The organism is Waterburya agarophytonicola KI4, from assembly GCF_020640915.1.
Taxonomy (GTDB): domain Bacteria; phylum Cyanobacteriota; class Cyanobacteriia; order Cyanobacteriales; family Xenococcaceae; genus Waterburya; species Waterburya agarophytonicola.
Genome location: NZ_JADWDC010000023.1, coordinates 382 through 25,421 on the forward strand (window position 1 = coordinate 382; position 25,040 = coordinate 25,421).

The window sequence follows — 25,040 nt, forward strand, 5'->3', positions numbered from 1 at the left end:
TAGAAATAGACCCCGATTTTTTTTGGTCTTGGCATAATTTAGGGGATGCTTTAACTAAATTACAACAATGGGATCGAGCAGTTTTAGTTTATCGTCGTGCAGTAGAAATAGACCCCGATTTTTTTTGGTCTTGGCATAATTTAGGGGATGCTTTAACCAAGTTACAACAATGGGATCGAGCGATCGCCGTTTACCTCCAGGCTATTATGCTCCAAAGCGATCGCCAGGTAGTATATCAAAAATTAGGTACGGTTTTTAAACAACGGGGTAGTCTAAAAGACTCGATTCGAGATTATCGTCAATTAATTCAATCTGGCGATCGCGATAATATTTACCGCAACCTGAAAACAAATCCAGAAACCTTACTCGCCATTGCTGAAGCTTTAGTTATCGAACATCAAACCCATGCTGGGATCGTTCTATATTACATGGCGTTGGAGATTCAAAGCGATCGCCCTGCCATACTAGTTAAGTTAGCAGAATTATTGCAGCAGCAAAACCAACTACAAAAAGATATTGCTTCAAATCAGTCAACATTGCAAAGCGAATTATTAACTAGGCAGCAAAGCAATATTATTGCCCAAGCCAAACCCGATAATATCCCTGGAGAAATAATTGTTCAACATAATTGCTCTATTTCACCCGAACAGTTAGAAGATCTATTTAGCACCGTTGGTTGGTCGCGTCGCCCTTTAGATCGAGTAAAACAATCCTTAGATCGTAGTTTTGGTTATGTTGCTGCTTGGCACATCTATGGAGAGAAAGAATCCTTAATTGGCTTTGCTAGAGCAGTTTCCGATGGAGTTTTTCACGCCACACTACTAGATATATTAGTCGCTCCTCGTTTTCAACAGAGAGGATTGGGTAAAAAAATTGTTTTGGCTTTAATCGAGCAATTACAACAGTCTCAAATTAACGATATTACTTTGTTTGCCAGTCCCCATATCGTAGATTTCTATCACAAGCTCGGTTTTGTCTCCCAACCCAAGAATTTACAGTGGATGCTTTGGGGAGGGGGAGATCGATAAATTTTCGATAACCCACTCAGTTTTTACGGCTATAATTGCTTTTAGGGTGGACAGTCTCTTGAATCAACCTTGTCACGAATTGAGGGACGCGACATTTCACCCTTTTTTTAGCTTCATCCAATCTTCATCAGTTGCTCGGTCTAGAAGCTCTATCTCTTCACACAATCTGCGATCTTTTTTTGTTACAAATGGGAATAATAGTTTTTTATAATTTCTTTTCCCTAAAAATAATATGAATTTCAAATATCTAGTTTCTTCTATTTTAGTTTCTTCTATTGCTCTAGGTACGGGATTTTTCATATTTACAGAAGCTTCGACAGCCGATGTAGTTGTGGAATGGCAAGAAGGAGACAATTCGAGCAATATTCAAAAAGCGATCGATTCTGGTGACGATACGGTAATTATTCCTAAAATGAATGAGCCTTGGGTAGTAGGTAAGCGCATTCGTGCCAGACAACCGAATCAAAAGATTGTTTTTGAACCAGGAGTACTAGTATTAGCCCAAAAAGGAGCATTTCAGAAAATAAATGATAGTATTATGCTGATAGAAGCAGATAATGTCACTCTTTCTGGTTATAAAGCTACATTTCAAATGCAAAAAGCTGACTATCTCAATCCCGAGCTATACGAACCATCAGAATTTAGACATAACATAGTAGTTCGTGGGGCTAAAAACTTTGTTGTTGAAGGATTAACCCTCAAAGATGCTGGAGGGGACGGTCTTTTTGTTTCTCACGGTCCCAAAGCGCAAGGAGAATCTATTCCTCAACAGAGATTTTCATCGGGGGTAATTCGCGACGTGGTAGCCGATAACAATCATAGATTGGGACTAAGCATCATGAGCGCGCAAGATCTGACGGTAGAGAATAGCATCTTTAAAAACACTAGCGGTACGAAACCAGCGTCGGGGGTAGATATCGAACCCGACCACGAGTGGCAAAAGCTAGTTAATATTAAATTCAAAAATAACCAATTCATCGACAACGATCGCAACGGAATTCAGATTGGGTTGGGCAAATATCGCGGAGAGAACATTACCGACGTGAGTATTTCCTTTGACGGTTGTGAAGTTATGAGAAACAAAGAGTCTGGTATTAAAATCAATACCAATAAAGCAGGAGCTGTCGATGGAGTGAGAGGGAAAATAAGTTTTAAAGATTGCGATATAGATACATCAGGGATAAGTGGAATTCATATCAAGTCCGATCGCGTCAATCTTGACGAGGCAGTAAAAATTGATTTTGAAAATATCACCGTCCGCAATACAGGCAATGAATCTCCAGAGTCTGCTCCTGTAGTGCTATTTAATACCCACGCTCCAGGAGTAGTTGCAAATATCGATTTTGGCAAAAATTTTGTTATTTACGATGATGCCAAGCGTCCAGGATTACTTACCTCCAATTTCTCTCGCAAACACGGCTTGGCAAATATTCACGGTCAAGTAAAAATCAACAACCCCAATCAACAACCATCATTTTTGAGCGATAATTTAGAGAATGTAACTTTAGAAATTATTAAATAAATCGCAGAAATTAATTTTATTCTCCACTCAACCAAGCGATCGCACTTCTAATCCATTCTTCTGCATGGGGATTATTAAGTAATTGCTCGTCTCGGCTCAGAGCAGTTAAAACCTGCTCAATTTCTTCGTTGCTATAACCTAAAGCTAATAAGGTCATTTCTAAATCTTCTTTAATTTCAGGTTTGGGAGCAAAAACAGCTTCGGGTTGTTCTACTTTTATTCCCGATACTTTATGCCATTTAGCCAGTTTGGTTTTTAATTCCAAAGCAATTCTTTCGGCGGTTTTTTTACCCACTCCTGGGATTTTGCTTAGGGTGGTAATATTGCTGGTGACAATTGCACCGACTAATTCGGAAATACCCAGAGTATCAATAGAGGCGATCGCCAGTTGCATGCCAATACCACTAACTGCGGTTAGCTGGCGGAACAAATCTCTTTCTGCTGCGGAGTCAAAACCATAAAGGATTTGCTTGTCTTCTTGAATCTGTAGGTGGGTAAAGACTTGAATTTCCTCGTCGGTTGTTTCATCTAACTGACGGGCAAAACGAGAAGAAATCTGCATTTCGTAACCAATTTTATTAACTTCCAACACCAAAAAAAGACGATTTTGGGTAGTTTTAGTAATATCTATTTTTTTACCCTTGAGGTAACTAATCATAAGTATGCGTTTTTAATTGATTAGCTCGAAGCTTGTTTGATTATTGCTCGCAATAAAGAATTTCTTCGCTTTCAATTGTAAAGTCTGAATTCACCCAAACTAAAGAAATCTCTCTGACCACACCTCCCTCAAACGACACCAGCGAGAAATTACGCTTAATGTTGCCATCGCCTTTAATTACGCGAGGTACGCAGGCTGCATTGAGATACACCGTATCGTCTTTAAATTCTACAATAGTTCTTCTTTTTCCCGAAGGATGTTTGAGGGCGTGGTGCATGTGACCAAAAGTAACCAGAGGAATAGATTTACCAATGTTGCGAATATCTGCGATCGCCTGGGTTAAATCAGGATCGCCATAGTCTCCTCCATCGGGTTTCCAATCTCGACCGCAGATTGATTCTGTCTTACTCCCGAGACCGTGGGGGCCATTGTGACCGATAATAATTATGTCCTCAAAAGAGCAATTTTGAGCCATGGTAACGATTTGCTCGGCAGATTGAGCAAAGCTTTTTACATTATAGCGATCGCGATAAAATTGCGAGTTTCTCCAGGTTGAGCCACCCCAACTAAAAGGACGACTGCCCACTACAGATAGCTCATAATCGGCAAAATCTAGCTGAGAAAACCCGACATGAGCATCTCCTAGTAAATCTAACTGTTGCTGTACCCGATCTTCGGTTGATTGGTCGTAGGGAGCTTTTTGTCGCCCCCAAGACGACGCACTATACCAGGCATCGTGATTTCCTGCGATCGCTGCTTTAGGAGTTTTAACTGCGGCGATTTTACGTACCACCTCCACCGCTTCATTGCCAAAATCTCCCACAAATAGGACTAAATCTATCCCAAGATGTTGCAAAGTTAGTTCATCTCTTTCGTCCCACTGATTGTGGACATCTCCTACTACAGCGATGGTAATTTGTGATTTTTTTGGACTCATGAACTAATTACTGTTTCCTATTGGTTTAGACTGCACCGCTATCTTTATTGAAAATCACCCAAACTGTTTTCCAGATTAGCTTTAGGTCGTAGAGCAGACTCCAACTGTGCTGATATTTTAAATCCAACTTGATTACATCTTCAAAATTCCGCACCTGAGAACGACCATTCACTTGCCATTCTCCTGTCATTCCTGGCTTGACATCTAACCTTTGCCATTCAGGTATTTGATAGCAATTCACCTCTTCAGAAGTTGGGGGACGAGTACCGACAAGACTCATATCTCCTTTGAGAACGTTAAGAAATTGAGGAAATTCATCTAAACTGGTGCGTCGTAAAAAGTGACCGATTTTAGTAATGCGAGGATCGTTATCATTTTTAAAAAAAGCCCCACAGGCTTGATTTTCAATTTCCTTTTTCTTTTCTTCTGCATCGGCATACATGGAACGAAATTTCCACATTTGAAATTTTTTTCCCATCCACCCACAACGAGTTTGGCTAAAAAAGATCGGACCAGGACTGCTTAATTTGATTGCTATAGCGATGGGAATCAAGATAAGACCAGTAATTACCAAACCAACAATAGCACCTGTAATATCTATTGTACGCTTGACGAGGGAACGGACTGAAGGGTGGGTTTCGGGAGATTCTTTGTTAGACCACTTTTCTGAAGATCTAATATCTAAGATATCGATTAGTCCCGTCATCGACAAAGTCGCCATCACTGGAGGTTGTACCGATTCTAAGATTAATTCAATATTTTTTTCTTGAGCAGATTTTAAACTAGCGATCAAAGCACCAATGCCACTACTATCAATAAATCTAGTTTTAGCAAAATTTATAATTATCTGTTGATAAGCAATATCTGGTTGCAACAATTGGCTGACAGCTTGTTTAAAAGGTACTGCTTCTAAAACTGTCAAGCGTTCTGGCAATTCTACAACTGGGTTATCCCGATCAAAGGATATCGGAAACCTAATTGCTGGTGTCTCGTCAATCATTAATTCTCAATGTTTGATTATCAAAGGTTAATTAAAGCGTGTTATTAATTTTCAGAAAAGTGCCTTGTATATTTAATAATGTTTTGCGATCAACGAAAAACACTAATAATTATTAAGTATTGCTTAACTCGATTTTACACTCTTCTCAATCAACAGCGAATAATTGATTAACAAAAAGATTTTACTCATAAAGGGAAATTTTGGAATTGATAATTTCCCTAGGATCTCACTCCAAAATTTTATTTATTTCCAATTCACAGGCGATTATCCCTTCTACCAATTGGTTGTCTTCCTTCTTGATTTCGGGCTTTATCTCTAGAAGCACTGCGACGTAAAGCTTGTAAGCGTTCTTCGTATTTTTTTCTTTTCCGACGACTGGGAGTCATTTCGATTAAAGTTTTCAAGGCACTGCCCAAACTCTTATAAGCATTGGGTAAAGAATAGCCAAAACGAGTAGCTAAAGCGATCGCTTTTTCGTCTGCTTCAATGGATTCGGTGATGGTTTTTTCGCTACTATTTTTTTGCCACAGACGATAGCCAGAAATACCGCACAAAGATAAAGCGAGTAACAACAATAACCCATCCTGTACCCATAATTCTCCCACAGCACCGCCTAAACCAATTGCTAGGGCTGCCATTTCCCATCCTTCTTTAGGAATCGTATCATTTTGTACCCTTGCAACCTCGTGCCAAAATAGCAAATTGCGCTGATCGATCGCCAGACTATCCCATTTGGCGAGATCGATTTGAATTTCAATTTCATCTTTGCCAATTTCTTCGCTACGAATTAAGGGAGGATTGACTTCTGTCGAACCTTCTACAATTACCCAACTTTGCAATTCGGGGGGAAGTAAGGTTTTTAGACGGCGCAATTCATTAATTTCTGCCCTAGCGGAAGAGGTTGCATAACTCATACGTTTATCAGGTTAATACTTTGATTATTTCGTAATTTTTAAGTGTACCCACTTTTATATGATATCTGAATTCATTTATCGATCGAAAATGCTTGGGTTATGGCATATTCCCAGATAAACTTGAGACTTAACAAATGTTTTAGATTTGGAATCAATATACTATGTTCAGGCAGATTAAAAAATATTTTAGTTTTATCTGTTATTTGTGTCTGGGTCTTATTGTAAGTGTTTTATCTTCTACAATCGCAAGCTCATCAGCGATCGCCAGTTCCGCCGAGATTATCGCTCAAGGTGCTGTAGGCGAAACAACCCAAGTGAATTTATTTCAGGCAATCGTTTTAGGTTTTGTTCAAGGGGCGACGGAATTTATTCCTATCAGCAGTACCGCACACCTCAAAGCTATTCCTGTCTTTTTTGGTTGGGGAGATCCTGGAGTATCTTTTAGCGCGGTCATCCAACTTGGGAGTATTGCTGCGGTTTTATCTTATTTTTGGTCTGATTTAGCCCAGATTGTTAAGGGAATGATTAAAGCTATTCGCACCTCTGATTATGATTCTCAAGAATTTTGGATGGCAGTGGGTATTGGGGTGGGTTCGATTCCGATTATCTTTTTTGGTTTGTTGCTCACAATTTACGAACCTGCTTTTTATGAAAACACTCTCAGAAGCATGACTTCTATTGCGATCGTTTCGATTTTGATGGCTATTTTACTTGCTCTGGCAGAATCAATCGGCAACCAGAAGCGCAATTTTAAAGATTTAACGGTCAAAGACGGTATTTTAATCGGTTTGGCTCAAGCTATGGCAATTGTACCAGGAACATCCCGTTCGGGTTCGACGATGACGGCTGGTTTGTTTAGCAATCTAGATCGAGAAACTGCTGCGCGGTATTCGTTTTTGTTGGGCATACCTGCCATTACCTTAGCTGGTTTGGTAGGATTAAAAGATTTAATTAGCCCCGTTGAGGGAGAAGCAATATTATTTATTCCCTTGATTGGAGGTTTGATTTCTTCTGCGATATTTTCTTATATTGCGATCGCTTGGCTGTTGGAATTTTTAAAAACTAGAAGCACTTGGTTATTTGTGTGGTATCGCTTAATATTCGGAGTAGGTATCTTAGTTGCAGTGGCTTTAGGGTGGATTAAATAAGGAACGAGAATAATTAAACTGTAGGGTGGGCAATAAGATAACTTTTATTTTTGTGTATTAATTGATTTTTATTGCCCACCAGTCATTAGCTAAATAAAAAGTACGGGTTCAATGTTATTTTTAAAACCTGTTTACTCATAAATTTGCCCGCATCATCAAAACTCTTTAATTCGATATATTTTAAAATAATATTTACTACTGCTACAAAAACAATTCAAAGGTTTGGAGCTTAGAGCCTAAAGCTTATAGCTATTTGTTATTTATTAATACTGATTTTAACTTCAAACTAAGCCTATTATGAGTAAAACTACAATTACGCCAGCTAAAATTAGCCGTGTTTTGCCAGATTCGATCGCCGAGGAGATTGGCTTTGAAGTTGGCGATGCGATCGTGTCGATCGATCGCACTAAACCCCGCGATCTAATTGACTACCGTTTTTTGTGTAGCGAAGAATATTTGGAATTGGAAGTAATTGATGCTGGGGGGGAGCTTCACGTCATTGAAATTGAAAAAGACTACGACGAAGATCTCGGTTTGGAATTTGAAACGGCTTTGTTTGATGGCTTGATGCAGTGCAACAATCATTGTCCTTTCTGCTTTATCGATCAGCAACCCCCAGGCAAAAGAAAAAGTCTTTATTTTAAAGATGATGACTATCGTCTGAGCTTTCTTTATGGCAGCTATCTAACCCTAACTAATGTAACCGAACCAGAATGGCGCAGAATCGAACAAATGCGTTTATCTCCCCTATTTGTTTCTGTACACGCTACCGAACCAGAAATTAGGACGAGGTTGTTGAAAAACGATCGCGCTGGGTTAATTATGTCCCAATTTGCTTGGTTTCAAGAACGACGCTTGCAGATACACGCACAGGTAGTTGTTTGTCCTGGTATTAATGATGGAGAACATTTAGAGCGTACTTTATTAGACGTGGCATCTTTCCATGAGGGAGATATTCCTGCCGTCGCCTCCGCAGCAGTCGTTCCCGTGGGTTTGACACGCTTTCGTCCAGCAGAAGATGAATTGATTCCTGTTTCTCAAGAAAAGGCGATCGAGGTGATTAAGCAAGTACAAGAATTACAGAAAAAATTTAAACAGCAGTTCGGCAGTAATTTTGTTTGGCTGGCTGATGAATGGTTTTTGATTGCGCGCCAGGATATACCTCCCGAATCTCATTATGAAGACTATCCCCAAATTGGTAATGGTGTGGGTTCGATTCGGTTATTTTTAAAACAGTTTCAAAATACGGCAAACGAAATGTTACCCGATGGGATAGATACTCCCCGTCGTTTTACTTGGGTAGTGGGGAATGCTGTCGAGCAGGCTTTTCAACCTTTAGTAGAGCAATTAAATACTGTCGAAGGATTGGAAATTAATTTGGTGGCTTTAAATAGTAACTATTGGGGACAAGAAATTACTGTCACGGGTTTGTTGACAGGACAAGATTTACTTCAAGGTTTACAGGAAAAAGACTTAGGCGAGGGGATTTTATTACCATCCTTAATGCTCAAGCACGATGATACTAAGTTTCTTGACGATCTAACAGTTGAAGATGTTAGCAATCAGCTTAAAATACCTATTTTCCCCGTTAGTGGTGTGGCAGAATTGATTGATCGCTGTATTGAGGGTTCTGAGTCTGAGAATATCGTTTTAGTTTAAGAAAAAGCGTACCGAAAGAAAGCGCAGCTTATCGCCTCTTTTCCAATTTCCTTAACTTGTGACCAATGATTGGCTAGGCAATTGGTAATAATTGCCAAAAATAAAAGGGATGAAGTTAGAAAGAGTTCTATCATCATCCCCGATCAATATTTAGAAATTAGACTTAAGACATCAAAATAAGATGCTGGAAGTCCGAACATATAAGCAACTAAGCCAAACTGCTACTTAATAACGGTTCTGAGTGGGCTTATAAACAATGAAACTTACAGTTTGACACTGTTTGATGTTGTCAAATCCAACAACACGAATATAACAATCGGAATATTCAGAACGGCACTCACGTACTTCATTCAAGACATCTTGAGCGCTACGAGCATCAAATAAAGGTAGCTTCCATAAAGTCCAGTGGTGTAGTTGAGGAGTGGGATCTTTCTCAAATTCAACGCCAGGAATGTAACCTTGGTCGATCATAAAATCGATTTGTTTGGCGATTTGCTGATCTGTTAAAGGAGGTAAGTATGAAAAGGTTTCGTAACGACGCTCTTTAGGTAATGTTTTCATGGTTTATCTTTCCGTATATTTATGATTAGTCAGAAGATTCTTCAGTTGCCGATCGCGGTTCTATATCCTCATCTAATGAAGATAAATCAGAACTTATTTCTGATTGCGATCGCGTCAGACGTTCCAAAAGAATACGACGAAGAGTCAAATTATCTTGCTTAATACCAGAAGTAACCATTTCTGGCAAAAATTCTAGAGTTTGCTCTGCTATGCTGTCGCGGACAGTCATGATCCGCAAAGCCAACTCCTTTCCTCTAGGTTCGGACATAATCTCTTCTAGGTAAGCTTCTGCATCTCGCAGTTTGCCTCCCGAAGAATATTTCCTCAGCCAGATCGCTTCACCAGGGTTGGTTTCTGCTAGCTGATCGATAACTAACATCACCGCTTTATAAGTTAGATAATTTTGGACAATATTTGCCGTGTCTTTTGCAATATCTTTAGGTTGCATTTAGTTCGGATATAGCCATTCTGGGATGTCAAATTTAACAAGTTTTGTTTTTTATTTTTAATCCCAGACGAAACTATTTGCTGTTCGCGAATAACTATTCTCTAAATCTATAGAGTGTCTACTGCGTCGAATTCAAACTTGATTTCTTTCCATAGTTCGCAAGCTGCTGCCAACTCAGGACTCCAACGGCAAGCTTCGCGGATAACATCGTTACCTTCACGAGCCAAGTTACGTCCTTCATTACGAGCTTGAACGCAAGCTTCTAGAGCTACGCGGTTAGCAGTTGCACCAGGAGCATTACCCCAAGGGTGTCCTAGAGTACCACCACCAAACTGTAGACAGGAATCATCACCGAAGATTTCTACTAGGGCGGGCATATGCCATACGTGGATACCACCAGAAGCGACGGGCATTACACCAGGAAGAGAAGCCCAGTCTTGAGTGAAGAAGTTACCGCGAGAGCGATCTTCTTCTACATAGTCTTCACGCATTTGGTCGACAAAACCTAGAGTGATATCTCGTTCACCCTCAAGTTTACCTACAACAGTACCAGAGTGTAAGTGGTCGCCACCAGATAGACGCAAGCACTTAGCTAATACGCGGAAGTGAATACCGTGATTTCTTTGACGGTCAATTACAGCGTGCATTGCACGGTGAATATGTAGCAATACACCATTTTTGCGACACCACTTAGCTAAGGTAGTATTAGCGGTAAAACCACCAGTCAAGAAGTCGTGCATGACGATAGGAGTACCGATTTCTTTAGCGAATTCAGCACGTTCCATCATGTCTTCGCAAGTTGCAGCAGTCACGTTAAGGTAGTGACCTTTCATCTCATTAGTTTCTGCTTGAGACTTCTCAATTGCTTCTTGAACGAACAAAAAGCGATCGCGCCAGCGCATGAAAGGCTGTGAGTTAATGTTTTCATCATCTTTGGTGAAATCTAGACCACCACGGAGAACTTCGTAAACTGCACGACCGTAGTTTTTAGCAGATAGACCTAGTTTGGGCTTAATAGTACAACCCAATAGAGGACGACCGTATTTGTTTAACAAGTCTCTTTCAACGGTGATACCGTGGGGAGGTCCTTGGAAAGTTTTTAGTAAAGCTACAGGAAAACGTATGTCCTCTAGACGCAATGCACGTAGAGCTTTAAAACCAAATACGTTACCTACCAAAGAAGTAAGAATGTTAGTTACAGAACCCTCTTCAAACAAATCCATTGGATAAGCGACAAAACAGAAATACTGATTGTCTTCACCAGGAACTGGTTCGACTTCATAACAACGACCTTTATAGCGATCAAGATCGGTTAAACCATCAGTCCATACTGTTGTCCAAGTACCAGTGGATGACTCAGCAGCTACCGCAGCCGCACATTCTTCTGCTGGAACACCAGGCTGAGGAGTCATACGGAAACAAGCCAAGAGGTCTGTATCCTTGGGAGTGTAATCTGGGGTGTAATAAGTTAGGCGATAGTCTTGTACGCCAGCCTTAAATCCAGCACCTGTTTTAGTTGCCATGTTCGGTCATTCCTCCATAAATAAAACGCTTAATTTTTTACTTTCTTTTAGAGTCATTTAAATCTTGCAGACTCTATACCTTTAAAAAAGAATCAGTAGAAAGATATCTCGCGGTCTTTAAAAAATTCGTTGCTTTGAGTAGCTAAATCAGCTACTTTTTTTCGCAATTTCTTATGTTAATACCATAGCATGGATGTTAATCATTTCTAATGATTTTTCCTTTGACTGTGATTGGATTATTTTTTACGACAGATTAGTTTAACTAATGAATATTGAAAGTTGTTATTAAAAAAGTTAAGAATTATTAATATTATCTTTATTATCTTTAGTTTTGAATATTTTTTTAGGCTCTAATAATCAAGTGAAATAAGCATATGTGCTTATTTGAAAAATAAAATATTAATTACTATCTTAAAACTAAATTAAGCTCAAAGTATTGCCTTAAAAGAAAAAATAGCTATAGTTAAAAATAAAAAATCGATACAAGCATAAAATTGCATCGATTGAAAAATAATATTCAATTATTTATTAATAGTTTTCTTTATATTTTTACTTAATAAGCAAAAATAATATTTTAAGCTGAGTTTTTTAAACTATTATTCTAATTTTTGGGCATTAGAATCAAAATCTTTCTTGTGGGGAAATAAAGTTACCAAAAGCTGATTAATATACACTTGCCCAACTACTGGATTTTTCTCTTTCTCAACTTCAAACTCTACTGCTGTTTTTGATTCGGTAGTCGGAGGACTGCTATTTTTTTGTTTAAAATTCTCGACTACTGTTTTACCTTTGGGAAACTTGGTGCTGTAATTCTTATTTTTACTTGCTCCATGATGAGAATTTTGATTGGGTTGAGACTGAGACTTTGGCGAACTGCTTACTTGCCCCTCTTGTTGTTTGGCTTCAATTTTCAGCTTACGGGAGGCATCGCCCAAAATCGAACCAGGTTCGATTACCTTCATTGGGTCAACATCCGCTTGAAAAATAGTAACTGCTGTTCCAATGCAAGCATTATTGCCAATTTTACAACTACCAATAAGTAAAACTCCAGAACCTAAAATAGCTCCACTGCCGATCTCAATCGAACCTTGAGAAGCATTTACAATTACCCCCATACCAATACACACATCAGCACCAATGACAATACGGCGATCGGGAGCAGCTTGCAAAATCACTCCTGGTGCGAGGGATGCTGTAGGATGAATCTCAACATCACCGCTAATGCGTATATCTTTATTTAAAACAGGTTGCGGGGGTGGTAAGTAAATCATGAAGAATATTATTTGAATCGTGGGCGCGGGAACAGCTATTGCAACTCCTAGCTACAATAGAGCATCAGGCGAACAACCGTTCCTTTGTCCTCCAGGGGATGAGCGCAACCTCTAAAGTGCTAGCTTATGGTCGCTGAATAATAGTTTCAGCTACTCTTCTTTTACTTTTAGGGTCGATTCCCAATAAGCGAACGTATTCGCCATTGTGTTCAGCCAAACAAACTTTCAAAGAAGCAACTACATCTAACTCATGACGACTATCGATAGTAGCGCAGCTTTTCCACGATTTAGTTTTAAAGCGTCTTTTATCTGCATGTTCTGTGCCTATTTTGAAGCCAGCAGCTAATAAAGATCGTACTTCTTGAATCGCATCATCGCTGAGTTGGCTTTGACTGAAGTCATTGTAGTGAGCAGCGCGACCATTTTTGCTATCGTCATTTGTGTAGTCAGCTACAAAGTAGCCTCGATCCTTAACATTTCTGTTACCGTGACCGTTACCATTTCCGTTGATTTTACCATTGGAACTATTGCCAGGTCGTTGGATAATAGTTTCTGCTACTCTGCGTTTAGCCTGGATATCGATACCCAACATACGAACGTACTCGCCAGAATGTTCTGCCAAACAATCTTCCAAAGCGGCAATAACTTCAGATTCGCGATTGCTTTCAATGGGAGAACAAGTTTCCCAAGATTTAGTTTTAAAACGTCGTTTGCTAGTATGTTCTGAGCCAATTTTGAAACCAGCAGCTAATAGAGAGCGTATTTGTTGAATAACATCAGCCCCTAAAGAACCGCCACCATTACCATTGCGGCCATAACTAGATCTGCTACCACCGTTACTGCTACTACTACCACCAGAATTCCAATTCCTTTTAGCCTGTACGGGATTTTCTCCAGGACGCTGGACGATAATTTCTGCCATTCTTCTTTTGGCATTATTATCAACGCCGACGATACGCACGTATTCGTTGGGATTTTCAGCCATCGCCTGTTCGATCGCGCCAAATACCTTGCTACTGCTGCCGTCAACTTGCTTTACTGTCAGCCAAGACTTTGTTTTAAAGCGACGTTTGCTGGCACGTTCGATACCAATACCACAGCCTTGAGAGACTAAGCTATTGATTTGTGCTGCAACATCACCATCTAAGATACCATCACGACTGCTATGGTTACCGGAGCTAGAACGACTTCTACCACTGCGATTGCGACCGCGATTGTGATTGGCTATGTTTCTAACTGAACCTTCTCCTGGAGTATCTTCAGGTCGTTGAATAATCATTTCGATAACTCGACGATTGGCTCTTGGATCGACTCCAATTAGCCTGACGTATTCTCCCTGATACTCGCGTAACACAGAATCTAGTTCTGCGGTTACATGGCCTTCATTCCGGCTTTCAATTCGCTCGCCAGTAAGCCAGGATTTGGTTTTAAAACGACGTTGATTAGCGTGTTCGGTGCTGATGATACAGCCTTGCGCCAATAGCGATCGCACTTGGGTTCTAATATCTGAACTTAAACTCATATTCCCTACTGAATTTATATAATCATTCTCATTATTGACATCTGAAGTCAGACTCGTATCCACCTCATCTTGTTCGCGAGCCTTGTAAGCTTGGGGATTTACACAGGCATCATCATCCGCACAACGATAACCAGCCAAAAGAGCTTCGTTGATTTCCACAACATGATTGGCAAAAGAGCGATCGCTATCTATAACATTTGGTAAGCGTTCCGCTTGTTGCTGATTGACAATTACTGCTCCTGAAGGAACGTATTTGCCAGGAGGAATTGACACGTCTTGAATCAGAGCGTGCATCATGATAATGCAACCATCTCCTACCTTGGCATTGAATACCGTAGAGCGAAAACCAATAAAGCATTCATCCCCAATATAAGCAGGACCGTGTATCAGTGCCATATGAGTAATACAAGTATTGTTGCCAATCCAGACAGAATACTCTTTACTATCGTCACCGACTACTCGACCTTTTTCCAGACCGTGAATTACGACCCCATCTTGAATATTGCTGCTTTCTCCAATGTAGAAAGGCGTTCCCTCATCAGCCCTAATTGAGCTACCAGGAGCAATAAATACATTTGCACCTACTCTGACATCCCCAATCAATCTAGAAAAGGAATGTACGTAAGCAGTGCTGTCTACTTGTGGTGTTGCAAGATCGCTCGACCACGGAGTCGGGGGAGCCGCGTTTGTGCGGACTACCATTATTGAAATTCCTCCTAAATTAACTCAATCATTTGTCCAAACCAATTTTCGTTAGGCTATGCTTTTTGATACTTTTGTAGCGTATGCTTTTGCTAGGCTTGACGTTAGAGTAAACGCTCGGCTTCTTTTTTGCTATAAAGAGCATTACGCTCTACGTTGACCGTATCAATAATGCCCACTACTGTAGCATCTAACGGTTTGGACTCTTGACCAACCTCAATCCTCGCTGCACTACCTCGGCTAATTAGAACCCACTCACTGACACCCGCACCAATGAGATCTCCAGCTACTTCATATTTAGGCAACAATTGTCCTTCTTCGTCTATATATTGAACAAGAAGTAATTTTATTCCCCTCATGCTAGGCACTTTATGAGTGCTAACTACCGTCCCGCGAACTTGGGCTATTTGCATACCATACTTGCCTAAACTAAACTTATGGTCTTCTTAAAGGGCGGGGATTTACGCTCTCACGAAATTGTTCTACAGCTTCGGTATAGCGAATAGGTAGGACGTATTCTAGGTTCTCATGAGGACGAGCAATAATGTGAGTAGAAAGAACTTGTCCGCCATTGACTCTAGCAACATTCTCTGTCCCAGCAGCAACGGAAGCTTGGACTTCTGAAACGTCACCGCGAACGATTACTGTTACGCGACCTGTGCCGATTTTTTCGTATCCAACTAAGGTTACGCGAGCTGCTTTTACCATAGCATCTGCTGCTTCTACTACCGCAGGGAAACCAAGGGTTTCAATCATTCCGACTGCAATTGACATATTTTTACTCCTGAATTTTCTACTGAATTGGTTACTGATAATTTTTAAGTAAAAAATTATTAATAGGTGCGAAACTGCTCTACTTCTTCGGTATAGCGAATGGGTAGGACGTATTCTAAGTTTTCGTGAGGACGAGCAATAATGTGGGTGGAAAGAACCTGTCCGCCGTTTACTCTAGTGACGTTTTCTGTACCAGCAGCAACAGAAGCTTGGACTTCTGAAACGTCGCCACGAACGATTACTGTTACGCGACCCGTGCCAATTTTTTCGTATCCAACTAAGGTTACGCGGGCTGCTTTTACCATAGCATCTGCCGCTTCTACTACCGCAGGGAAACCAAGGGTTTCAATCATTCCGACTGCAATTGACATATTTTTACTCCTTTACAATTAGCGATCTAGCTAACTATTTTTAAATTGATTGACTGATGTGTGATTTTTAGACTGGAGACAATAAGCTTATGAGCTAGAAACTAATAGTTAAATAGTTAAAAGCGAAATTGATCTACTTCTTCGGTATAACGAATAGGTAGAACGTATTCTAAGTTTTCGTGAGGACGAGCAATAATGTGGGTGGATAATACTTCTCCACCATTGACGCGTTTGACAGACTCTACTCCCGCTGCGACAGAAGCTTGAACTTCTGAAACATCGCCACGAACAATTACTGTTACGCGACCCGTGCCAATTTTTTCGTATCCAACTAAGGTTACGCGAGCAGCTTTGACCATAGAGTCTGCTGCTTCTACTACTGCGGGGAAACCAAGGGTTTCAATCATTCCGACTGCAATCGACATTTATTATTTTCCTCTTTAAACCGAATATAAAAACGCTTGGGGCAGAGAAGCAGGGTATGACAGATTTGTTTACCTGAGCTACTTTGCTACGTTGATTAACTCTTTATATCTAGTCGACAAGCCAATTTCCCAGGCTCATATTAAATTATGAGTTTTCTTAATCTCGACCAAAATTACCTTTCATGGTCGAGCTAACAACCATGTCATAATAATTTGGCTAAATAAAGTCTGGCACTTGCTAATTTACCATCCATTATCAAGCATAAATAACCTTGACTCCTTTGACAACATAAAACATGATTATATTTTTTAATTTGATTGTTAATAAGAATTAATACCTGTTGGCAAACATACGTTCTCGACTACGCTATGAGTAGACTGACATTGGGCTTATAACTACTTTTTATAATTTATTTATACTCAAATTTGGCGTTTTCAAGTATTTGATTCGTAGTATGTCAAGTAACGAAATCATCCTGACTCAGTTGAGTAAGTTTACCTACAGTGATAACCTTTATTTTGTAAAGATCTCAGACAAACAAGGTAAGCATATATTCTCCTAAAAATATATACTCCAAAAAAACTTTTAATATGTTCTGTGGCGATATTTCATTGAGCCTAACTATCAGTAAAGAGGGTGAAAGTCGAGAAAAAGTAACTGATATTAATAATTCCAAAATATATTAAATTATTTTAGCAATAAGGCGATCGCAAAAAAATAGACCGAACCAACTATAGTCAAGATTGAGCTTGAAAACAAGTTTTATTGGGCATTGCCTATCATATATTCTAATTTTATGGAGGGAAATTAAATAAGATTTGAGTGCATCATAGCTGATAAGATGGGGTTTTAAGAAAACAATCAAATAAGAATTAGCTTGACTATCAAAAATTTTAAGATAGCTTGTATTGCTAATGACTGAATAAATATAAAAATTGGTGTTGTAAGTTCCAAAACAGTTTTGATGACTGACTTTTTAGTAAATTATTCCTGGATAATACCCGTATATAGCTTGGTGGGTGCATTAATCACTTTACCTTGGTCTTTAGGATTAATCCGCAAGACAGGACCTCGTCCAGCAGCATATATCAACATACTGATGACCGTGCTGGCGTTTGTTCACGGCTCGATTATTTTTAATCTTGTTTGGACAAGACAGGGGCAACAGTTTGTGTTTCACTGGTTGCAAGTGGCAGATTTAGATCTCACCCTTTCGATTGAGCTGTCTCCAGTAAGTTTTGGAGCATTACAGTTGGTAACGGGGATTAGCTTGCTGGTGCAAATCTATGCTCTGGGATATATGGAGAAAGACTGGTCATTAGCACGCTTTTTCGCCTTAATGGGATTTTTTGAAGCAGCCTTGGCGGGATTGGCTTTGAGCGATTCGTTATTACTAAGCTATTGCCTTTTAGAAGCTTTAACCTTATCTACTTATCTTCTGGTAGGTTTTTGGTATGCCCAACCTTTGGTAGTTACTGCTGCTAGAGATGCTTTTCTCACAAAAAGAGTAGGAGATATTGCCCTGTTGATGGGTATAGTTGCTCTTTCTACTTATGGGGAGGGACTTAATTTTTCTCAGTTGGACAGTTGGGTATCGGGACATCAGTTAGATTCCACTACAGCTGCTTTTTTGGGTTTAGCTCTAATTGCAGGGCCGATTGGTAAATGCGCCCAGTTTCCTCTTAATCTTTGGTTGGATGAGGCGATGGAAGGTCCTAACCCAGCGGGAATTATGAGAAACTCAATTGTGGTTTCTGCGGGGGCTTATGTATTAATTAAATTAGAGCCAGCTACTACCCTTTCTCCTGTTTCTGCTAACGCCTTAATTTTAATAGGTGCAATTACAGCTATTGGTACGTCTTTGATGGCGATCGCCCAAATAGATATTAAGCGAGCGTTATCCCATTCCACCAGTGCCTATATGGGATTGGTCTTTATTGCTGTAGGATTGAGACAGGTTGATATTGCCTTTCTATTATTATTTTCTCACGCGGTCGCCAAAGCCTTACTTTTCATGAGTGCGGGGTCAGTTATCTTAACCACCAACAATCAAAATGTTACGGAAATGGGCGGTTTATGGTCGAGAATGCCCGCAACTAGCTTGTCTTTTCTGGTCGGATCGGCAGGACTGTTAGCATTTACTCCTTTAGGGATGTTTTGGACTTACCGGCGTTGGTTTAATGGGGCTTGGGATGTCAGTTGGTGGCTGATTGCGATCGTGATGTTTGTCAATACTTTTTCTGCCATCAACCTAACTCGATTGTTCAGAGTCATCTTTCTCGGACAGCCCCAGGTTAAAACCCGTCGCGCTCCTGAAGTACCTTGGCAAATGTCAGTCCCGATGGTGGCGTTGATGGTAGTTACTTTAATCACTACTTTTGCTCCCATAAAATGGCCTTTATGGTTGAGTCCCAATACTCCTCTATCTTTGTTACAACCCGAATTAGTTAGTCAGTATTCTATTCCCCTTTTAATTGCTTCGGGGGCATTGGGTTGTATCATAGGTTCGACCATTAAAGTGCGTAAAGCTTGGGCAAGATCTAGCAATATTGGTGTTCGATTTATTCAAGACTTGCTAGCCTACGACTTTTATATAGAAAAGCTTTATGACGTGACTGTTATTGCTGCGGTTTCCAATTTAGCAAAAATTACTTCTTGGCTAGATCGCTACATAGTTGATGGTGCGGTCAATTTGGTAAGTATCGCTACCATCTTCAGTAGTAATGCTCTTAAATACAACACTACGGGACAATTGCAGTTTTATATTGCAACTATCGTAATTGGCACGGGCTTATTGTTGTGGTCGATGATCAATAGTCAATGGTCAATAGTTACCAATTATTGGTCTTCACTTATGCAATAAATATAAATATAAAATTTCAATTATAAAAACAGTATTTTTTCGATTTCATAAAATCCCCCAAGATAAATCCCCCAAGATAATCATTTATCATGCTCAGTGCTTTAATTATTATTCCTTTTGTGAGTGCTGCCATTATTGGCTTGACACCCTTGTCAGGAAAAAATCCCCGCAATTTTGCCATATTGACCGCAGCAATTATATTGACGATCAATCTCTTTGTTTGCTTGCAGTTTGATTTTCAACACCAAGGTATTCAATTTGCCCAAGATGTTGCTTGGATTGAATGGATTGGTTTAAATTACCACGTTGGAATAGATGGTCTTTCTTTTCCTCTGATCTTGCTCAATAGTCTTTTAACTTTAATTGCCATTTTAGCTACTAGCCCCACCATTCAGAGACCTCGACTGTATTATGCAATGTTGTTTTTGCTCAACGCTGGTGCTGTAGGAGCATTTTTGGCTCAAGATTTATTGCTTTTTTTCTTGTTTTACGAGCTAGAAATCGTTCCTTTATATTTCCTGATTGCTATTTGGGGAGGAACAAGAAGAGGTTATGCAGCAATGAAGTTTTTACTTTATACTGCTCTATCGGGAATTTTGGTATTGGCGTCTTTTCTGGGATTAGTTTGGCTGACAGGAGAAACTACCTTTGATTATGAAATATTGCGATCGCATACTCTTCCTTTAGCCAGTCAACTATGGTTACTCGCACCTCTTTTGATTGGAGTCTTTATCAAAATTCCCATCTTTCCTTTCCATACTTGGCTACCCGATGCTCACGTGGAAGCCTCTACCCCCATTTCCGTTTTGCTAGCGGGAGTACTATTAAAACTAGGAACATATGCTCTACTGCGCTTTGGTGTAGGCTTGTTCCTCGAAGGTTGGGTCTATCTTGCTCCGTGGTTGGCTGTTTTGGCGGGAATCAGTGCCTTGTATGGAGCATCCTGCGCGATCGCTCAAAGGGATATGAAAAAAGTGGTGGCATACTCTTCTATTGCCCACATGGCATATATTCTATTGGCTGCAACCGCTACGACTCGTCTTAGTATGACGGCTGCGGTGTTTCAAATGGTCAGTCACGGATTAATTTCAGCTTTTCTCTTTTTGTTAGTCGGAATGGTTTACCAAAAAACAGGCTCGCGAGATGTCGATTACTTACGAGGTTTACTCAATCCAGAAAGAGGACTTCCCGTTACAGGTGGATTGATGATTTTAGGAGTCATGGCAAGTTCTGGATTGCCAGGAATGGTCGGTTTTATTTCCGAATTTCTAGTATTTAGAGGCAGCTTTCCGATTTTTCCGATTCCGACCTTGATGTGCTTGGTGGGAACTGGTTTAACGGCTGTTTACTTCTTATTAGTAATTAATAAGGTCTTTTTTGGTCGTCTGACAGAAAATCTAGCCCAATTACCCCCAGTGCAATGGAAAGAACATGCTCCTGCTTTTGTACTGCTGCTGTTGATTGTCGCTTTTGGCATTAAACCAGATTGGGTCACTCATTGGAGTGAAGTACAGGCGATCGCTCTGTTAACTGGGGGATAGAGATCGCAGTTCATTGATTTGTTAAGACGCAAAAGCAAACTGCTCGCTCGTAAGTAATAAGTAATAAGTAATAAGTAAATGGTTGGCACTTCGGTTAAACGTTCCAAATCTCTTTTAGTTGACGAATACATTGCTAGATTAGAAAAAGGCGATGCTTTGCTAGATGATTCTCCGCAAAATCTTCTGGAAGTTGTGGGGATTCTTAAAAGTTATGGCGTTGTTTTAGATGCCTATTCTGTTAATCTTTGCTACATTGCCAATACTCAGTTTCTCAAGCTTTTTCCTCTCTTTAAATACTTTAATGGGGAAGTAAACAGCGAGAAGATTGCTCAGTTTTTGTGGCACGATCGCATTAATTACGAATATGCTGAATACTGTATGAAATCTATGTTTTGGCATGGTGGAGGCGGTCTAGATGCTTATTTAGATAGCCCAAAATTTGCAGACGAGACGGACAAGCTGATCGAAGCCTATTATAAATACAACCCTCTGATGTTGGGGCTACACAAAGTATTTAAAGACTTTCTGCCCGAACAAATGCGCCAAATGTCTTACTATAGCGGATTGGGACAATTTTGGCGGGTCATGAGCGATATATTTATCAATCTGTCCGATAGTTACGATCACGGTGAAATTAAATGTATCCCCGACGTAGTTGAATTTATTTTAGATGGTTTGGTGGCAGATGCAACCCGACCAATTACTTATACAGTAAAAGTAGGAAAACAAGAATTTGCGATCCTTCCCGAATCGGCAGAATTAACTTTTCTAGCCGATACCGCTGTCCCCTATGTAGAAGCTATCTTCTTTAGAGGCACTCCTTTTACGGGTACAGTATCCTATAACGCCCAGGCTTATGAAATTCCTTACGATCCTGGGATGTTTAACTATGGAGCATTGTACGCCGATCCTCTACCGATTGGCGGTGCGGGCATTCCTCCCACGCTCTTGATGCAGGATATGCGTCATTTTTTACCCGACTACCTAAGTCAGTTTTATCAGAAAAATAGTATTCGTGGAGAAGGAGATCTCAGAATTCAGATTTGCGAAAGCTTCCAAAAATCCATGTTTTGCGTTACAACTGCTGCTGTCCAAGGACTAGCACCCCACGCTTTAAGTACTAGTGACCCAGAACAACAGTTTGCTAATCGCAAATATCTCAAGGGTTGGCTCAATCGTATTTTGGAATCCCAAGTTATTGCAATCAATAGCACCACAGCTTCTCAAACTTAATAATTTGAATTTAGTAGAATTCGATTCTGTCGATCGCAAAGTAGAGTCAAATTCTTCACAAATTTGTAAAAATAGTGAGATAATTGGATATTAGCTGTTTATTAAAAAAATCTTAAAATATCTCGCCAAAACCTTTTTTTTATAGTATCAGCAATCTTTAGTACACAAAAAAATATAATTCTAATCAATGACAAAGACAGCATGGGTATTTCCAGGACAAGGTTCTCAAACCGTCGGAATGGGGGTAGATTTGCAAGATATTCCCACTGCCAAAACTAGATTTGAAACCGCAGAAAAAATATTGGGTTGGTCTATATTAAATATTTGCCAAGGAGACGAAAAAACCTTAGCTCGTACCTTATACACTCAACCTGCTTTATATGTTATCGAATCGATTTTAGTAGACTTATTAGCAGAGCGGACTGGTTTACCCCAGTTAGTAGCTGGTCATAGTCTGGGAGAATACGTCGCTTTGTATGCAGCTAGAGTATTTGATTTTGAGTCGGGACTAAAGTTAGTCAAAAAAAGAGCAGAATTAATGGATAGTGCTGCTGGGGGAAAAATGGCTGCACTCATGAAATTCGATCGCGACGAACTTACCGAAGTATTAGCCCAAACCCCTAATGTAGTTTTGGCTAATGATAATAGCAAAGGACAAGTTGTTATATCTGGTACTCCCGAAGCAGTAGAAGAAGTTGTAGGTAAAGTCAAAGCCAAGCGAGTAATGATGCTTAATGTCTCTGGGGCGTTTCATTCTCCTTTGATGCAATCGGCAGCAGAGCAATTCTTAACAGTATTAGATCGAGTCGAATTTAATGATGCCAAAACCCCCGTCTTATCAAATGTCGAACCAACTCCTGCAACTAGCCAAAAAGAGTTAAAAGAAAGACTAGCTCGACAGATGACAGGCTCGGTACGTTGGCGAGAAATCATGTTGCAATTCTCTGAGGCAGAAATTACTAATATTATTGAAGTTGGCCCAGGAAAAGCGTTGTGCGGTTTGCTCAAACGAACTTGTCGCGAAATTGAGTTGGAAAGAATCGGTACATTAGAACAGTTAGATACTAAAACCTTAGTTTTGACTCCCTAAGTCTTAGCTTTTATAAGGAATAATAAACGCTGATTTTTTATTCCTTATTCCTATTAAATAATAACTAATAACTAATAACTAATAACCAAGGCATTTGATAATACCCCATTAAAGTTAGAACTGCTAGAAAAGTTTTCAGTTAACTGAAAAATCGATCTTCTTGAGTCTATCGTATTCTTTATTTTTACTTGAATTTGGTAAATACAATATGGGATTAGTCACCCTATATATTTCACGTAAGCTTAAATAAAAATCTCATCGTATTTAGTTAGAATTACACGCCCTAAGTAAAATCTCAGATAATTGATTGACTAGAGACTAACAGATGAGCTATTACTGACAAGCAGAAGCCCTTAGAGCAAAAGATCGCAACCCATCATAACTGAAAATTTTAAAATCAATATGAGCAAATTTAGACCTAATAAACCTAAAAAACCTCGTTCTCGAAATTCCAAACGCCAAGAATTAGAAGTAGATTCTCGATTGCTATTTGCGATCGCAGCAGCAATTTTTTTACTTATTTACCTGATTGTTGGAATAATACCAGGATTGAGACAATCTTATATTGGTAAATTATTATACGATCAAGGACAAGCTCAATTCGTTCAGTTTATTGTAGTTGCGCTGACGGCAATAGTAGTTGCGTTTACAGGCTTAAAGATATTCCTTCTAAGAACAGAATACGAGGCTTTGGGTAAGATCTGGATTGCCGATCATATTCCTTTAGATAGACCCGATGCACACGAAGTAGCTTATTTTCAGGAAAGATTAATCAAGGACGGTAACTTAGTTGCATTGCGTTGCGGGCGTATTCTCAAAGCTTATATTCAAAGTGGGGACCGCGCTACTGCTAATGAATTTGCTTTAGATGATTCTTCTTTCTATCTCTCAGCTTCAGAATCTTCTTATGCTGTACCCCGCATTCTGGTTTGGGCAATTCCTTTACTAGGCTTTGTCGGTACGGTAATTGGTATTAGTGGGGCGGTAAGTGGTTTTTCTGGGGTATTAGAATCTTCGGGGGATGTAGAAGCCATCAAAGGGGGTATTGGGAACGTTACCACTAGCTTGGGTTTGGCTTTTGATACTACTTTATTAGCCCTGTTTCTTAGCGTCTTGGTGATGATTCCTTTAGTATTAGTCGAACGCTACGAATCCAAGCTATTGTTAGGTATCGATGTCTTTGTTAACGATAAACTCTTACCCCGCCTCAGAAAAAAAAGCGGACAGGTAGATCCAGCTACCATAGATCGAGCCATAGAAGGGGCAATTAAAGAACATTTTCCCAATCCCCGAGACTTAGTCGAACCAGCCCACAGCTACGCCCAACAAGCAGCAAAAAGCTTATCTACAGGTTTTATTGCCGAAATCAGTAAGGTGCAGGATGTTAGTTCTCAGGTAATTGCTCAAGTTAACGATATCAAACAGCAAACAAATCGCGATCGCCAAGAGTTTCTCAATTTCTTCGCCCAACAACAACAAGCAAATCAAGAATTAGTCCAGCAAATCAGGTCGGTAATTGAAGAAATAAGAAGTAAAAATATGGAGGCAGCCAACGACCTCAATGCCCAAACTCAAGGTATCGGTCAACAGCTAGAAAACGCAGCTAGAGTCCTGGAAAATAAAGTCGGATCTTTAGAAATTGCCACCCAAAAAATGTCAGATTTTCAACATATACAACAAGGGTTAGAACGTAGTTTTACTTCTTTAGAAAAGACGGCTCAACTAGAAAATGTCTTGAGTGCAGTTAAAGATAATTTGGCACAACTCCAGCCTATTTTGCAGCAACTAAACAAACCCCGTCGGATTACTATAGTCGAGCAAGATAACCATCAAAATTCTTAATTAACAC

The 25,040-nt window shown here is 39.8% G+C and carries 22 protein-coding genes; 9 read left to right on the forward strand and 13 right to left on the reverse strand.

What is annotated here, in order from left to right; translation table 11 throughout:
• Both I4641_RS10830 and I4641_RS10835 read left to right on the forward strand, forming a co-directional pair.
• The coding region (locus tag I4641_RS10830; RefSeq protein WP_229640537.1) for a GNAT family N-acetyltransferase at positions 1–1,028 on the forward strand (1,028 nt) is incomplete at its 5' end.
• Positions 1,029–1,260: 232 nt separating this feature from the next.
• Positions 1,261–2,550 (forward strand): right-handed parallel beta-helix repeat-containing protein, encoded by a 1,290-nt coding sequence (locus I4641_RS10835; RefSeq protein ID WP_229640538.1) that lies wholly within the window; start codon positions 1,261–1,263, stop codon positions 2,548–2,550.
• Between the two features lie 16 nt (positions 2,551–2,566).
• Here I4641_RS10835 and ruvA read toward each other — a convergent pair whose 3' ends face one another.
• The 4 genes from ruvA to I4641_RS10855 all read right to left on the reverse strand — a co-directional run bounded on the left by ruvA (position 2,567) and on the right by I4641_RS10855 (position 6,059).
• Positions 2,567–3,208, reverse strand: a complete 642-nt coding sequence (gene ruvA / locus I4641_RS10840) for a Holliday junction branch migration protein RuvA (RefSeq protein ID WP_229640539.1) — start codon at positions 3,206–3,208, stop codon at positions 2,567–2,569.
• Positions 3,209–3,248: 40 nt separating this feature from the next.
• Complete coding sequence (locus tag I4641_RS10845; RefSeq protein ID WP_229640540.1) at positions 3,249–4,145, reverse strand: TIGR04168 family protein; 897 nt, start codon at positions 4,143–4,145, stop codon at positions 3,249–3,251.
• A 25-nt stretch (positions 4,146–4,170) separates the two neighbouring features.
• Positions 4,171–5,145, reverse strand: coding sequence for an anti-sigma factor antagonist (locus I4641_RS10850; protein ID WP_229640541.1), 975 nt, complete (start codon positions 5,143–5,145; stop codon positions 4,171–4,173).
• A gap of 254 nt (positions 5,146–5,399) precedes the next feature.
• On the reverse strand, positions 5,400–6,059 hold the full coding sequence (locus I4641_RS10855; RefSeq protein ID WP_263858208.1) for a DUF3318 domain-containing protein: 660 nt from the start codon (positions 6,057–6,059) through the stop codon (positions 5,400–5,402).
• Positions 6,060–6,220: 161 nt separating this feature from the next.
• Here I4641_RS10855 and I4641_RS10860 point away from each other — a divergent pair, with 161 nt between their 5' ends.
• Entirely contained in the window at positions 6,221–7,207 is a 987-nt protein-coding gene (locus I4641_RS10860) for an undecaprenyl-diphosphate phosphatase (protein ID WP_229640542.1), read from the forward strand.
• 297 nt (positions 7,208–7,504) lie between these two features.
• Positions 7,505–8,866 carry a TIGR03279 family radical SAM protein gene (locus I4641_RS10865; protein WP_229640543.1) on the forward strand — a complete coding sequence of 454 codons (1,362 nt, stop codon included), beginning with the start codon at positions 7,505–7,507 and terminating at the stop codon, positions 8,864–8,866.
• Between the two features lie 225 nt (positions 8,867–9,091).
• Here the strand turns inward: I4641_RS10865 and I4641_RS10870 are convergent, their stop codons facing one another.
• The 9 genes from I4641_RS10870 to I4641_RS10910 all read right to left on the reverse strand — a co-directional run bounded on the left by I4641_RS10870 (position 9,092) and on the right by I4641_RS10910 (position 16,463).
• A complete protein-coding gene (locus tag I4641_RS10870) occupies positions 9,092–9,427 on the reverse strand; it encodes a ribulose bisphosphate carboxylase small subunit (RefSeq protein ID WP_229640544.1) in 336 nt (111 codons plus the stop codon).
• Positions 9,428–9,452: 25 nt separating this feature from the next.
• Positions 9,453–9,875: a chaperonin family protein RbcX gene (locus tag I4641_RS10875; RefSeq protein WP_229640545.1), complete on the reverse strand. Its 423-nt coding sequence runs from the start codon at positions 9,873–9,875 to the stop codon at positions 9,453–9,455.
• Between the two features lie 107 nt (positions 9,876–9,982).
• Positions 9,983–11,398 carry a form I ribulose bisphosphate carboxylase large subunit gene (locus tag I4641_RS10880; RefSeq protein ID WP_229640546.1) on the reverse strand — a complete coding sequence of 472 codons (1,416 nt, stop codon included), beginning with the start codon at positions 11,396–11,398 and terminating at the stop codon, positions 9,983–9,985.
• Positions 11,399–11,994: 596 nt separating this feature from the next.
• Positions 11,995–12,669 carry a beta-carboxysome scaffolding protein CcmN gene (gene ccmN / locus I4641_RS10885; RefSeq protein WP_229640547.1) on the reverse strand — a complete coding sequence of 225 codons (675 nt, stop codon included), beginning with the start codon at positions 12,667–12,669 and terminating at the stop codon, positions 11,995–11,997.
• Between the two features lie 124 nt (positions 12,670–12,793).
• Positions 12,794–14,893, reverse strand: a complete 2,100-nt coding sequence (ccmM, locus tag I4641_RS10890) for a beta-carboxysome scaffolding protein CcmM (protein ID WP_229640548.1) — start codon at positions 14,891–14,893, stop codon at positions 12,794–12,796.
• A 104-nt stretch (positions 14,894–14,997) separates the two neighbouring features.
• Entirely contained in the window at positions 14,998–15,306 is a 309-nt protein-coding gene (ccmL, locus tag I4641_RS10895) for a beta-carboxysome shell vertex protein CcmL (RefSeq protein WP_229640549.1), read from the reverse strand.
• A gap of 22 nt (positions 15,307–15,328) precedes the next feature.
• On the reverse strand, positions 15,329–15,667 hold the full coding sequence (locus tag I4641_RS10900) for a carbon dioxide-concentrating mechanism protein CcmK (protein ID WP_229640550.1): 339 nt from the start codon (positions 15,665–15,667) through the stop codon (positions 15,329–15,331).
• A 59-nt stretch (positions 15,668–15,726) separates the two neighbouring features.
• A complete protein-coding gene (locus I4641_RS10905; RefSeq protein WP_019504424.1) occupies positions 15,727–16,038 on the reverse strand; it encodes a carbon dioxide-concentrating mechanism protein CcmK in 312 nt (103 codons plus the stop codon).
• A 116-nt stretch (positions 16,039–16,154) separates the two neighbouring features.
• Entirely contained in the window at positions 16,155–16,463 is a 309-nt protein-coding gene (locus I4641_RS10910; protein ID WP_229640551.1) for a carbon dioxide-concentrating mechanism protein CcmK, read from the reverse strand.
• A gap of 965 nt (positions 16,464–17,428) precedes the next feature.
• On the opposite strand from I4641_RS10910, the gene I4641_RS10915 reads away from it, so the two are divergent.
• The 5 genes from I4641_RS10915 (at position 17,429) to I4641_RS10935 (ending at position 25,033) form a co-directional block, all read left to right on the forward strand.
• Positions 17,429–19,327: an NAD(P)H-quinone oxidoreductase subunit F gene (locus tag I4641_RS10915; protein ID WP_229640552.1), complete on the forward strand. Its 1,899-nt coding sequence runs from the start codon at positions 17,429–17,431 to the stop codon at positions 19,325–19,327.
• Positions 19,328–19,416: 89 nt separating this feature from the next.
• Positions 19,417–20,868: an NADH-quinone oxidoreductase subunit M gene (locus tag I4641_RS10920; protein ID WP_229640553.1), complete on the forward strand. Its 1,452-nt coding sequence runs from the start codon at positions 19,417–19,419 to the stop codon at positions 20,866–20,868.
• A gap of 78 nt (positions 20,869–20,946) precedes the next feature.
• Complete coding sequence (locus tag I4641_RS10925) at positions 20,947–22,101, forward strand: CO2 hydration protein (RefSeq protein ID WP_229640554.1); 1,155 nt, start codon at positions 20,947–20,949, stop codon at positions 22,099–22,101.
• A gap of 187 nt (positions 22,102–22,288) precedes the next feature.
• The gene (fabD, locus tag I4641_RS10930) at positions 22,289–23,191 is read left to right on the forward strand and encodes an ACP S-malonyltransferase (RefSeq protein ID WP_229640555.1); all 903 of its coding nucleotides are present in this window, start codon (positions 22,289–22,291) and stop codon (positions 23,189–23,191) included.
• Between the two features lie 402 nt (positions 23,192–23,593).
• Positions 23,594–25,033 carry a MotA/TolQ/ExbB proton channel family protein gene (locus tag I4641_RS10935; protein WP_229640556.1) on the forward strand — a complete coding sequence of 480 codons (1,440 nt, stop codon included), beginning with the start codon at positions 23,594–23,596 and terminating at the stop codon, positions 25,031–25,033.
• The last annotated feature ends 7 nt before the right edge of the window (positions 25,034–25,040 follow it).